Source organism: Streptococcus sp. ST14, assembly GCF_046098195.1.
Classification (GTDB): Bacteria; Bacillota; Bacilli; order Lactobacillales; family Streptococcaceae; genus Streptococcus.
Genome location: NZ_JBJUSF010000039.1, coordinates 1 through 12214, shown reverse-complemented (window position 1 = coordinate 12214; position 12214 = coordinate 1). Strand labels below are relative to the sequence as shown.

The 12214-nt window shown below is 42.0% G+C and carries 12 protein-coding genes; 9 read left to right on the top strand and 3 right to left on the bottom strand.

Translation table 11 applies throughout. The features are described from left to right. On the top strand, nucleotides 1-73 hold a 73-nt coding region (locus ACIY19_RS10245), incomplete at its 5' end, for an IS3 family transposase (protein WP_138024465.1). A 61-nt stretch (nucleotides 74-134) separates the two neighbouring features. Here ACIY19_RS10245 and ACIY19_RS10240 read toward each other — a convergent pair. Next, the gene (locus ACIY19_RS10240; protein ID WP_409003344.1) at nucleotides 135-983 is read right to left on the bottom strand and encodes a putative RNA methyltransferase; all 849 of its coding nucleotides are present in this window, start codon (nucleotides 981-983) and stop codon (nucleotides 135-137) included. Nucleotides 984-1162: 179 nt separating this feature from the next. On the opposite strand from ACIY19_RS10240, the gene ACIY19_RS10235 reads away from it, so the two are divergent. Beyond that, the gene (locus ACIY19_RS10235) at nucleotides 1163-1441 is read left to right on the top strand and encodes a DUF6110 family protein (RefSeq protein WP_021002060.1); all 279 of its coding nucleotides are present in this window, start codon (nucleotides 1163-1165) and stop codon (nucleotides 1439-1441) included. Between the two features lies 1 nt (nucleotide 1442). After that, entirely contained in the window at nucleotides 1443-3506 is a 2064-nt protein-coding gene (locus ACIY19_RS10230; RefSeq protein ID WP_409003343.1) for a heavy metal translocating P-type ATPase, read from the top strand. Between the two features lie 108 nt (nucleotides 3507-3614). Here the strand turns inward: ACIY19_RS10230 and tyrS are convergent, their stop codons facing one another. Then, entirely contained in the window at nucleotides 3615-4871 is a 1257-nt protein-coding gene (tyrS, locus tag ACIY19_RS10225; protein WP_409003342.1) for a tyrosine--tRNA ligase, read from the bottom strand. A gap of 140 nt (nucleotides 4872-5011) precedes the next feature. On the opposite strand from tyrS, the gene pbp1b reads away from it, so the two are divergent. The 6 genes from pbp1b to ACIY19_RS10195 all read left to right on the top strand — a co-directional run bounded on the left by pbp1b (nucleotide 5012) and on the right by ACIY19_RS10195 (nucleotide 11690). Beyond that, entirely contained in the window at nucleotides 5012-7510 is a 2499-nt protein-coding gene (pbp1b, locus tag ACIY19_RS10220) for a penicillin-binding protein PBP1B (RefSeq protein WP_409003341.1), read from the top strand. Between the two features lie 77 nt (nucleotides 7511-7587). Further along, nucleotides 7588-8499, top strand: coding sequence for a DMT family transporter (locus ACIY19_RS10215; protein WP_409003340.1), 912 nt, complete (start codon nucleotides 7588-7590; stop codon nucleotides 8497-8499). An 85-nt stretch (nucleotides 8500-8584) separates the two neighbouring features. After that, complete coding sequence (gene dapD / locus ACIY19_RS10210) at nucleotides 8585-9283, top strand: 2,3,4,5-tetrahydropyridine-2,6-dicarboxylate N-acetyltransferase (protein ID WP_409003339.1); 699 nt, start codon at nucleotides 8585-8587, stop codon at nucleotides 9281-9283. A 61-nt stretch (nucleotides 9284-9344) separates the two neighbouring features. Continuing rightward, nucleotides 9345-10475 carry an N-acetyldiaminopimelate deacetylase gene (locus tag ACIY19_RS10205; protein WP_409003338.1) on the top strand — a complete coding sequence of 377 codons (1131 nt, stop codon included), beginning with the start codon at nucleotides 9345-9347 and terminating at the stop codon, nucleotides 10473-10475. Nucleotides 10476-10486: 11 nt separating this feature from the next. After that, nucleotides 10487-11026, top strand: a complete 540-nt coding sequence (locus tag ACIY19_RS10200) for a 5-formyltetrahydrofolate cyclo-ligase (protein ID WP_409003337.1) — start codon at nucleotides 10487-10489, stop codon at nucleotides 11024-11026. Further along, complete coding sequence (locus ACIY19_RS10195; protein WP_409003336.1) at nucleotides 11010-11690, top strand: rhomboid family intramembrane serine protease; 681 nt, start codon at nucleotides 11010-11012, stop codon at nucleotides 11688-11690. The genes ACIY19_RS10200 and ACIY19_RS10195 overlap by 17 nt, the downstream gene beginning before the upstream one ends. Before the next feature lie 151 nt (nucleotides 11691-11841). Here ACIY19_RS10195 and ACIY19_RS10190 read toward each other — a convergent pair whose 3' ends face one another. After that, nucleotides 11842-12117, bottom strand: a complete 276-nt coding sequence (locus ACIY19_RS10190) for a hypothetical protein (protein WP_409003335.1) — start codon at nucleotides 12115-12117, stop codon at nucleotides 11842-11844. Between the last annotated feature and the right edge of the window lie 97 nt (nucleotides 12118-12214).

Genomic DNA, 12214 nt, shown 5'->3' with positions numbered 1-12214 from the left:
CAACAATAAACGAATTAAGGTAAAACTAAAAGGACTCAGTCCTGTGCAATACAGAACTAAATCCTTCGGATAAATTAGTTGTCTAACTTTTTGGGGTCAGTACAAAAGATGCGTTTTTTTATCTTTAAAATATTTCACCCTATTTTCCCAACTAAAATCTCTGCTTCGATGGTAATCTCAGTCAACTGACTCCAGTCAATCTTGGTCTGGTCAATGTTAAAGAGTAGGGGTGTCATGCTAAGCAGGGCTTGGCGTTGCTCGGGTGTGATAGGCTTGGTTAAGGAAGCTATCTGACTAGATTGGATGGTGAAGTGTTCTTGGAAATGTTCCTTGATATCTTGGTTGGAATAGTCCTTCTTTGTCAGATGGTCTTGCACCATTTGGCGGATTTCCTTGAGGTGATTTTCGGTAGGAACGACCTTAATTAAGATACCGTTTTGGGATAAAACGCGGCGAAATTCACCATAGTTGGCAGGGGAAAAGATATCAAGCAGAATATCCATGCTGGCGTCTTTTATAGGAAGACGAGCCAGGTCACCGACAAACCAGTTGACCGCCCAGTTGGGTTCACTCTTGGCAGCGATTTGAACGGAATCTTTGGAAATATCAAAGGCATAGAAGGTTTTTTCAGAATGACTTTCTTGGAGTTTACGAGAATAAAAACCTTCGCCACAACCGATATCCAAGATAGTTTTGGCAGTTTCTAGTCTTGCAAGCAGGGCTGAGATGGTTTCTAAAATAGCTTGGTAAAAACCAGCTTCCAGGATTTGCTGGCGGTTTTGAAAGTTTTCCTTGTCGTAGTTGGCAGATTGCTTGATTTGCGGTGCTAGATTGACATAGCCGAATTTTGCCAGATCAAAAGAATGGCGGTTGCTACACTTGAGACTAGTCTCTACCAAGGTGAGATTGTCTTGGCAGATAGGGCAGAAAAAGGCACTAGCAGTAGCAAAGCGTTGAAGTTTTGGTTTGAGGTTTGTATTCATAGTGTAAGTTTACCAGAAGAAAATTTCGAAAGCAACTGTGTGATTAGGAAAAATAAAGTAAATTGTTTTCATCGTAATATAATTGGATATTAGCAAAGAGAAATTTATCTATATATCAGATATCAGCAATTGCTTTTGCTGTCACTTTTCGCTACAATAGTTACAAGGAGGAAATAAAAATGTTAAAAGAAGTATTAACCGTCGCAAAAGTTGCGAAAAAATCATCTCTCTTCTTAGGAGGGGTAGCATTTGGGACGCTTGGCTTGAAAGTCTTAGCAAGTAAAGAAGCTAAGAAAGGCTATTCTAAGGCCTTGGCTAAAGCTTACAAATTGAAAGATGGACTGGATGCATCTGTTTCTGTTGTAAAACAACACGGTGATGATGTTTTACAAGACGCTAAATATTTATACGAACAGGAAAAGAAAGAAGAACAATTAGATAGCCTGACAGGTGAATAATATGTCTTTTAAAGTGCTACACAGAGGATATCAACATATCCGATTATCGTCCTCGTTTTCACTGACCTTGGATATTCAAGATTATCTTCGTTCCTTGGCTAAAGATGAAAAAGGGATCGACTCTATTCAGTTTTATATGGATAAGCAGCACTTTACTCTACGTATGAAAGAAGGCTTCTCTGTATTAGAAAATGCAGAGGCCTTTTTAAAAAAAATTGACAAGGGGAAAGTTTCGGACTTGATGACGCTTCCCATTCGTAGAGAAGAGAGTGCTTATTCAATTGTATCGGGTGCAGCGATTAAGCGTTGGCTGTTTCGAAGTTTTGTACCCTACCCTATTCGTTATATTTGGACTTGTTATCAGGCTTTGGGTTATGTCAAAGAAGCCTATCAAACTTTAGCGCGCAAGGAACTAACCATGGAGGTCTTGGACTGTTCGGCCATTTTGTTGTCCTTGTTTATGAACCAATCCAAGACAGCTAGCAACATCATGTTTATGCTTGATCTGGGTAATCATCTGGATCAGTGGTCTTTGAAAAAAACAGCAACAGATTTGGAACAAAGCCTTCTTGCTAAAGAAAGTGATGTTTTCTTAGTGCAGGGAGACATGGTCATCAGCATCAAGAGCTCTGATGTTCAAGTAGACGATGTGTTAGTTGTCTCCCAAGGGAATGAAATCTTGTTTGACGGCCAAGTGGTTTCGGGCTTAGGCATGGTCAACGAGAGTTCCTTGACAGGAGAGAGTTTCCCTGTTGAAAAGAAAGAGGGAGATTCTGTATGTGCGAATACTGTTTTGGAAACAGGAGAGTTAAGAATTCGTGTGACAGATAATCAGATAAACAGTCGCATTTTGCAACTCATCAATCTGATGAAAAAATCTGAAGAGAGTAAGAAGACAAAACAACGTCATTTTATTAGGATGGCAGACAAGGTTGTAAAATATAACTTCTTAGGTGCTGGTTTGACTTATCTGTTAACAGGCTCGTTTTCAAAAGCCATTTCCTTTTTATTGGTGGATTTTTCATGTGCTTTAAAAATATCCACACCTGTAGCCTATCTTACGGCCATAAAGGAAGGTCTAAATCGAGAAATGGTTATTAAAGATGGTGATGTATTAGAAAAATATCTGGAAGTGGATACTTTCTTGTTTGATAAAACGGGTACCATCACGACGAGTTATCCTTTGGTTGAAAAGGTTCTTCCTTTCGGAGATTATACTGAGAAAGATATTTTAAGAATAAGTGCATGTTTGGAGGAGCATATCTATCATCCTATTGCCAATGCAATTGTTAAACAAGCTGAAATTGAAGGCATTGAACACGAAGAAATGCATGGCAAGCTTCAGTATGTTGCAAGCAAAGGGATTAAATCGCAAATTGATGGTCAATCGGTTGTCATTGGAAATTATGTACTAATGCAAGACGAGCAGGTAAGAATTAGTTCTGAGCAACTGGCCTTGATTGAGCAATATAAGACTCATTACAATTTATTGTTTTTGGCTTATAAGAAAGAATTAATTGGGATGTTTTGTATCCACACTCCCTTGAGAAGCGAGGCGAAAGCTGCATTGAAAAAGCTAAAACGCCAAGGGAAAAAACTGATTCTGGCAACTGGTGATACGTTGGCTAGAACAGAAGAGTTGGTTAAAGATCTGCCATTTGACAACGTCTATACTGATTTAAAGCCAGATGGTAAGTTTCAGTTGGTTCAGGAGTTACAGAAAGCTGGCCGAACTATTTTGATGGTTGGAGACGGGTTAAACGACTCTGCTGCCTTGACGCTTGCAGATATTGGGGTTGTGATGAATGAAAGTGCGGATATTTCTAAGCAGATGAGTGATATTTTATTATTAGATAATCGTTTAGATTTCTTCGAGGAATTGAATTCTTTATCTGAATCGTTACAGAAATTAATTCAAAGAAATATTCAAGAAACAGTTGTAATAAATGGAAGTTTAATCGGATTTGGGTTGTTAAATTGGTTAAGCCCATCTAATCTTTCGATACTGCACAATCTGACTACTTTAAGAATCGTCCTTCGTAGTCTTTCTATTAAAAGTAGGTAAGAGACCGAGGAGCTGAGGTCATAAAAACCAAAAGGAGTTATTCTCAAATGAGACAACTCCTTTTGGTTTTTAAAATTCGATAATTTATGTTGACGGATTTAAAATGTTTTAGTAGGTTAAAACGAAGTATTTTTTCTTACCACGTCGGATAACAGTGAGTTCGTTCTCTAACTTATCTGCATCTCCTAAGACATAGTCAAGGTCTTGGATACGGTCGCCGTTGACGTAGATAGCTCCGTTTTGAACATCTTCACGGGCTTGGCGTTTTGAATTGACCACACCAGATGAGACGAGAAGTTCCACGATATTGTAGTTTTCGTCTGCTTGTACTTGGTAGTTTGGCACTCCACGAAGTCCTTGTTTGAGTTCTTTGACAGAAAGGTTTTTGATGTTTCCAGCAAAGAGTTGCTCAGTGATGTTGAGGGCTTCTTTGTAAGCTTCTTCTCCGTGGACAAGAGTCACGACTTCACGAGCGAGGACTTTTTGAGCCAAGCGTTCGTGTGGAGCTGCTTCAAACTGTTTGCGGATGTCTTCAATCTCATCGAGTGACAAGAAGGTAAAGATTTTCAAGAAGCGAACAGCGTCAGCGTCCATGACGTTCATCCAGAATTGGTACATTTCGTATGGAGAAGTCTTTTCAGGGTTGAGCCAGACTGCGTTTCCTTCTGATTTACCAAATTTCTTACCAGTTGCGTCTGTGATGAGTGGAACAGTGATTACGTGACCAGTCTTGTCAGCCTTACGACGAAGCAATTCGGTACCAGCTGTCATATTTCCCCACTGGTCAGAACCACCGATTTGAAGAGTAACATTGTGCTCCTGGTTGAGGACGTAGAAATCATAGCCCTGCATGATTTGGTAGGCAAACTCAGTGTAAGAAATCCCTGTTTCAATCCGTTTCTTCACAGACTCCTTACTCATCATGTAGTTGACAGTGAAGTATTTTCCGATATCACGGAGGAAGTCAATGAAGCTGATGCTGCCAAACCAGTCGTAGTTGTTGACCATGACAGCTTTATTTTCACCATTTTCAAAATCAAGAAAGCGAGAAAGTTGTCCTTGGATAGACTTGACCCAGCCATCTACTGTGTCTTTTGTTTGGAGACTACGCTCAGCATCTTTGAAGGACGGATCTCCGATGAGACCTGTAGCACCGCCAACGAGCGCATAAGGTTTGTGACCTGCTAGTTGCAAACGACGACTAGTCAAGATTGCGACAAGGTGACCGAGGTGAAGGCTGTCAGCAGTTGGATCGTAGCCAGTATAATAAGAAACTTGACCTTCTTCTAGGGCTTTGCGCAAAGCTTCTTCATCAGTCGTTTGAAAAATCAAACCACGCTCTTTTAGCTCATCAAAAATGTGCATGTGTCTTTTCTCCTTTATAAAATATTGTTTCTACCTATTGTATCACAAACTTGATTAATAGCCTAGTGGAATAGGGAAGAAAGTGGCTATTTTATTGAAAGTTTCCCTTTTATGGTATAATAGAGAAAGCGAGGACATTCATGAAAAAAAGAATTGATGAATTAAAAACAAAAATGCTGCATTTTTTCCAGCGACTAACTGCCAAATGGAAGAAAAAACAAGCAAATAAAAAGACTGATAAGAAAGTAGCTTCTTCTAACAAACTCAAAAGGGTAGGGTCTATTCTTGCTAAGATTTTGAGTGCTTTTAAAGTGACTTTCAACACTCTCTTTATCCTAGCCTTTATCGGAGGTCTTTTGGGAGCAGGTGTGGCCATGGGCTATGGGGTTGCTCTATTTGACAAGGCCAAGGTACCTCAAACAGAGGAATTGGTCAAACAAGTGAAGGATATTGCCTCTATCTCAGAAATTACCTATGCTGACGGAAGTACCATCGCTTCCATCGAAGGAGATTTGTTGCGCACGTCAGTCGCTTCGGAGGCTATATCAGACAATCTCAAGAAGGCTATCATTGCGACAGAGGACGAGCATTTCCATGAGCATAAGGGAGTTGTGCCTAAGGCCGTTATTCGTGCGACTCTGGGAACCTTTGTCGGTTTGGGATCGTCTAGTGGTGGTTCGACTTTGACGCAGCAGGTCATCAAGCAGCAAGTGGTGGGGGACGCTCCCACTCTAGCTCGTAAGGCTAAAGAAATTATTGATGCCTTGGCTTTAGAACGGGCCATGGGTAAGGATGAGATCTTGACAACCTACCTTAATATTGCTCCTTTTGGACGCAATCACAAGGGACAAAATATTGCAGGTGCCCAGCAGGCTGCAGAGGGAATTTTTGGAGTCAATGCTTCGGATTTAACGATCCCTCAAGCTGCCTTTATCGCAGGGTTGCCACAGAGTCCAATCAGTTATTCTCCTTATGAATCTGACGGCAGTATGAAGAGCGATGAGGATATGACCTTGGGAATCAAGCGTGCCAAGGATGTCCTCTACAATATGTATCGAACAGGAGCTCTGAGTCAGGAAGACTACGACAAGTACAAGGATTATGACTTCAAGCAAGACTTTCTGCCATCAGGTAGTGTTAGTGGTACTTCGCGTGACTATCTCTACTATGCAACCTTGGCAGAAGCAACGGATCGGATGTACGACTACCTTATCCAGAGAGATAATGTTTCTGCGCAAGAGCAAAAAAATGAATCTATCCAAAAAGCTTACCGCGATCTAGCGACGAAGGAAATCGAGAATGGTGGCTATAAGATCACCACGACTATTAATAAAAATGTCCACACTGCTATGCAAAATGCAGTTGCTAACTACGGCAGTTTGGTAGATGATTCGACAGGCCAGCCTGAAGTAGGGAATGTCCTCATGGACAACCAAACGGGAGCCATCCTTGGATTTGTTGGTGGTCGTAATTATCAAGAAAATCAGAACAATCACGCTATCGATACCAAACGTTCTCCAGCTTCAACTACTAAGCCTATACTGGCCTATGGTATCGCGATTGACCAAGGTTTGATGGGAAGTGCAAGTATCTTATCAAACTATCCGACAAACTTCTCAAACGGCAATCCTATCATGTATGTCAATAGTCCTGGTACAGCGATGATGACCTTGGGAGAAGCCCTCAACTATTCATGGAACATTCCAGCCTACTGGACTTATCGTACGCTTCGAGAGAAGGGTGTCGATGTCAAGGGCTATATGGAAAAAATGGGTTATGAAATCCCAGAATATGGCATTGAAAGTTTACCGATGGGTGGGGGGATTGACGTTACAGTTGCCCAGCATACCAACGGGTATCAAACTCTGGCCAACAATGGAGTTTACCATAAGAAACATATGATCGCGAAGATCGAGTCAACGGATGGCCGATTGGTATACGAGCACAAGGATGAGCCTGTCCAAGTTTATTCAAAAGCGACAGCAACCATTATGCAAAGTCTCCTTCGGGATGTTATCTCGTCTCGGATTACCTCGAGTTTCCAGACGGACTTGACGACTATCAATCCATCCCTCGCTCGTGCTGACTGGATTGGAAAAACTGGAACAACTAATGAAGATGAAAACATGTGGCTCATGCTTTCTACTCCTCGATTGACTCTAGGTGGCTGGTTAGGTCATGATGATAACCGACCACTAGCCAAGGGTGCAGGTCACTACCGCAATGCCAAATACATGGCTTACTTGGTCAATGCTATCCAGCAAGCTGAACCTGGAATATGGGGAAATGATCGCTTTAATCTGGATCCAAGTGTGACCAAGTCACAAGTTCTCCGATCTACAGGACAAAAACCAGGCAAGGTTTCCATCAATGGAAAAGAAATAGAAGTTTCTGGATCAACAGTAACGAGCTACTGGGCTACTAAAGAAGGTGCCCCAGTGACCACCTATCGCTTTGCTATTGGAGGAAGCGATGCAGATTATCTGAACGCATGGAAGAATATTCTAGGAAGCATTCCGGCAGTGACTCCTCCAAGCTCAAACAGTAGCTCAAGTTCAAGCAGTAGCTCTGGAAGTTCAAGTTCGAGTGGAAATACTCAAAGTGGTTCTTCAGGACGTTCACGTCTATTTAATCGTTAAGAAAGAGTAGTAGCAAGGTTAGTAATTTCTCCTTGTTGCTACTTTTTTCTTTGTTGGTTTCGTGTTACAATAATAATATGAATCATTATCAGAAAAAGATTGTTAAGGGAACAGTATATTCGCTACTTTCAGGCCTAATCTGGGGAATTTGTGGGATTTTAGGAGAGTATTTTTTCACTCATTATCCAGTATCGTCTGGTTGGATTACCTCTATGCGTTTGCTGGTGGCGGGGAGTTTGGTTTTAGCTTTATCTGCCTTTCAGTTGCGTAGTCGCTTGTTGGATATCTGGAAAGATAAGAAAAATTATCTACCTTTTTTAGCCTATGCTATTCTAGGTATTTTTTCTGTGCAGTTTTTCTTCTATCTCTGTGTTGAGTATTCCAATGCGACGACGGCAACCATTTTACAATTTATCAGCCCCGTTTTTATTTTGTTTTACAATCGCATTGTCTACCAGAAGAAGGCTTCGATTACAGCGATTCTCTATGTTTTGATTGCCATGCTAGGTGTTTTTTTGATGGCCACAAAAGGGGACTTGTCCCAGTTGTCCATGACACCCTTGGCTCTAGTGACAGGCTTGCTCAGTGCAGTAGGCGTCATGTTTAATGTCATCCTGCCCCAACGATTTGCCCGCCACTATGGTTTTGTACCCACTGTTGGTTGGGGGATGATTTTCGCAGGGCTCTTTAGCAATTTGCTCTATCCAGTCCATCATGTCACCTTCCAATTGGATGCTAGCAGCGTGATGATTTGTTTGATTATTGCCGTATTTGGAACAGCTTTTGCCTTCTTCCTGTCTATGAAGGCCGTCTCTCTCGTTTCTCCTCTGGTTGTCTCTGTAGTGAGCGCTAGCGAGCCTCTCTCTTCGGCTCTATTGAGCGTCCTATTTCTCGGTCTCGTCCTAGATGGATTTCTAGTTTTGGCCATGATTTTGATCATTGTCCCTATGGTCTTCTTGTCTATCGAAGAAGCCAAAGAAGGGAAGTAAAGACGATTATTTTGATAGTTTAGGCTTCAAATTTGAAGTCTTTTTTGGTAGAATAGGTATCATTATAATGAACCAGGAGGCGCCTATGACTGCCACAAAAATGAATGCCCAAGAAATCATCCAATTTATCGCCAATGCAGAGAAGAAAACCAGTGTCAAAGTAACCTTTGAAGGACAACTAGCGTCTGCTGTTCCTAATTCCATTGTCAAACTAGGCAATGTTCTTTTTGGAGATTGGAAGGATATCGCTCCGCTTCTCGAAGGCTTGGTAGAAAATCAAGATTATGTTGTCGAGCAAGATGCTCGTAATTCGGCAGTTCCCTTGCTAGACAAGCGTACTATCAACGCTCGTATCGAGCCAGGTGCTATTATCCGCGATCAAGTGGAAATTGGTGACAATGCTGTTATCATGATGGGAGCTGTCATCAATATCGGAGCAGAAATCGGTGCAGGAACCATGATTGATATGGGTGCTATCCTTGGTGGTCGTGCCATCGTTGGGAAGAACAGCCACGTTGGTGCAGGTGCAGTTTTGGCAGGTGTGATTGAGCCAGCTAGTGCCGATCCAGTCCGTGTCGGAGACAATGTTCTCATCGGAGCCAATGCAGTGGTTATCGAAGGTGTCCAAATCGGTAGTGGTTCAGTTGTCGCTGCAGGAGCTATTGTGACTCAAGATGTCCCAGAAAATGTAGTGGTAGCAGGCGTTCCAGCTCGTATTATCAAAGAAATCGATAGCCAAACCCAACAAAAAACAGCGCTAGAAGATGCGCTTCGTACCTTGTAAAAATAAAAAGAGGCGGATACTTCTTCCAGCCTCTTTCTTCTATCAAAAGGAGGATCGATAGATGTTAGATTTGATTCAGACTCGACGAGATTTGCACCAGATTCCAGAGATTGGCTTGGAGGAATTCAAGACTCAGGCTTATTTGCTGGATGTGATTGAGAAATTGACAGAGGACAAGGACTTTGTTCAAGTTCGTACTTGGCGAACAGGAATTTTGGTCTATTTGCAGGGGAGTCAGCCGAAGCGGACTATTGGTTGGCGAACAGACATTGATGGTCTGCCTATCGTCGAACAAACAGGTCTACCTTTTGCTTCTCGGCACCAAGGTCGCATGCATGCCTGTGGCCATGATTTTCATATGACCATTGCCTTGGGCTGTCTCGAACGCGCCCTTGAGGAGCAACCCAAGAATAATCTGCTTTTTCTGTTTCAACCTGCTGAAGAAAATGAAGCTGGTGGTATGCTCATGTATGAGGATGGTGCTTTCGGGGACTGGCTACCAGACCAGTTTTATGGTCTCCATGTTCGTCCGGATCTAAAGGTTGGACAGATTGCGACCAATACACACACTCTCTTTGCAGGGACCTGTGAAGTGAAGATTCGTTTCAAAGGAAAAGGTGGGCACGCTGCTTTTCCACATGAGGCCAATGATGCCTTGGTGGCTGCTAGCTATTTTATCACTCAGGTGCAGTCAGTGGTTAGCCGCAATGTTAATCCAATCGAGGGAGCAGTGGTGACCTTTGGTGTTTTCCAAGCTGGTGTTGCGAATAATGTCATCACAGATACAGCCTTTTTACATGGAACCATTCGCGCTTTGACTCAGGACATGAGTCTACTAGTACAAAAAAGAGTCAAGACAGTCGCAGAAGGGGTTGCAGCAGCCTTTGATATGGAAGTCGAAGTAGAACTCAAGCAAGGAGGCTACCTACCTGTTGAGAACAATCCAGCCTTGGCGCGTGAACTGATGGACTTTTTTAAAGAGAAAGAGGGAATTGAGTTGATTGATATCGAGCCTGCTATGACAGGTGAAGATTTTGGTTATCTCCTTTCGAAGGTAGATGGCGTTATGTTTTGGTTAGGTATCGATAGTCCCTACGCCCTGCACCATCCTCAGATGAGCCCCAAGGAAGAAGCCTTAGCTATTGGAGTGGATGCGGTCTCTAGCTTTCTTCAAAAGATGGCAACAGAGTAGAGGAATTGTCTATGAAAGCAGAACTACGAAAGCAAGTCTTACACGAAATGAAGGCTGTTCCTCAGAAGCAAAAAATTGCAATGGATCAAGCTTTAACCGAACGATTTTTGAATCATCCTGTTTACCACGAGGCTAAGGTCGTCGCAACCTACCTCTCTTTTCCGCATGAGTTTCAAACGCAGGGACTTATTGACCAGGTGCTGAAGGACGGCAAAAAAGTTTTGATACCCAAAACCTATCCCAAGGGGCGCATGGAGTTTGTGGTCTACGATCCGCAGCAGTTGAAAAAAACTTCCTTTGGTTTACTGGAGCCCCAAGGGGACTTGGAAGTGGTGAAACCGTCTCAGATTGATTTGATTCATGTTCCTGGCTTGGCTTTTACAAGAGAGGGGTATCGGATTGGATATGGCGGAGGCTATTACGACCGTTATTTGGAGAATTTTGCTGGTCAGACCATGAGTACAATCTATCCTTGTCAAATCCAAACATTTAATCCAGATAGCCACGATATTCCCGTTCAGGAGGTATTGATCTATGAAGGAAATCTTTGACAAACGTCACGCTGTGACCAGTTTTTTCCTCCTAGTGACAGGCTTTGTGTTTTTACTGATGCTGATTACTACGGGTATCAACTTTGATCAGGCCAAAACTCTGTTTCAGTTTGGAGCTATGTATGGACCGATCATTCGCCTGTTCCCTGAGCAGCTATGGCGCCTTTTTTCAGCTGTATTTGTGCATATTGGTTGGGAACATTTTATCGTCAATATGCTTTCTCTCTACTTTCTTGGAGGACAGGTGGAGGAGATTTTCGGCTCCAAGCAGTTCTTTTTTCTCTATCTCTTATCAGGAATGATGGGCAATCTCTTTGTGTTTGCTTTCACACCGAAAGTCCTAGCAGCAGGAGCATCCACCTCCCTCTATGGACTATTTGCTGCGATTATCGTTTTGCGCTACGCGACTCGCAGCCCCTATATCCAGCAGTTAGGGCAATCCTACCTGACGCTTTTCGTGATAAATATCATTGGAAGTGTTCTGATTCCAGGAATCAGCCTAGCTGGACATATCGGTGGTGCGGTAGGTGGGGCTTTTCTGGCAGTAGTCTTTCCTGTTAGAAGTGAGAGACGGATCTATAGTTTCGGTCAGCGACTCGGAGCAACCGTTCTTTTTATTGCACTAGCCGTTTTCCTTTTCTACAAAGGAATGAGTTATGTGTAAGGGGGATAGTTAAAAAGCTACTCATTTTTTGAGTAGCTTTTTTTGGAACCATTCGAAACAACACAGCTCTAAAACTAGGAAATATTGATACTATCAACTCCACACATCCCACATAGACCGTTTACCTAATGTTTTTTAATATTCTTCAAAACTATATCTTATACAAATTATTTAATCTTTCTAACTCTAATACATTCATACATACTTCTACTCCAGCAACTCCCTCCTTACTATGAATAACCCCACAAGAAAACACAATCCTCTCCTTACTCAAAATATTTGACAACACCACTAATGATTCTAAAATATAATCCTCTATAATAATAAAACTATTATTTTCATCCTTAGCAAACTTTATAAATCCAATATCCTTACACCTATCACCAAAATAAAACCTAAGTGATTTTAAATAATAATCAAAAAACACATCAATCTCCATAGAAAACCGATAAAGTCCGTATAATTGTGTAAAAGTAAAAAGGCCATATAACAGTCCTTTTACGGTACAATGTTTTTAACGACAA

Coding starts and splice junctions, on each gene's coding strand:
- pbp1b (WP_409003341.1), top strand. CDS start 5,012: ATGAAAAAAAGAATTGATGAATTAAAAACAAAAATGCTGCATTTTTTC.
- ACIY19_RS10195 (WP_409003336.1), top strand. CDS start 11,010: ATGAAGGAAATCTTTGACAAACGTCACGCTGTGACCAGTTTTTTCCTC.
- ACIY19_RS10240 (WP_409003344.1), bottom strand. CDS start 983: ATGAATACAAACCTCAAACCAAAACTTCAACGCTTTGCTACTGCTAGT.
- ACIY19_RS10205 (WP_409003338.1), top strand. CDS start 9,345: ATGTTAGATTTGATTCAGACTCGACGAGATTTGCACCAGATTCCAGAG.
- dapD (WP_409003339.1), top strand. CDS start 8,585: ATGACTGCCACAAAAATGAATGCCCAAGAAATCATCCAATTTATCGCC.
- ACIY19_RS10235 (WP_021002060.1), top strand. CDS start 1,163: ATGTTAAAAGAAGTATTAACCGTCGCAAAAGTTGCGAAAAAATCATCT.
- ACIY19_RS10200 (WP_409003337.1), top strand. CDS start 10,487: ATGAAAGCAGAACTACGAAAGCAAGTCTTACACGAAATGAAGGCTGTT.
- ACIY19_RS10215 (WP_409003340.1), top strand. CDS start 7,588: ATGAATCATTATCAGAAAAAGATTGTTAAGGGAACAGTATATTCGCTA.
- tyrS (WP_409003342.1), bottom strand. CDS start 4,871: ATGCACATTTTTGATGAGCTAAAAGAGCGTGGTTTGATTTTTCAAACG.
- ACIY19_RS10230 (WP_409003343.1), top strand. CDS start 1,443: ATGTCTTTTAAAGTGCTACACAGAGGATATCAACATATCCGATTATCG.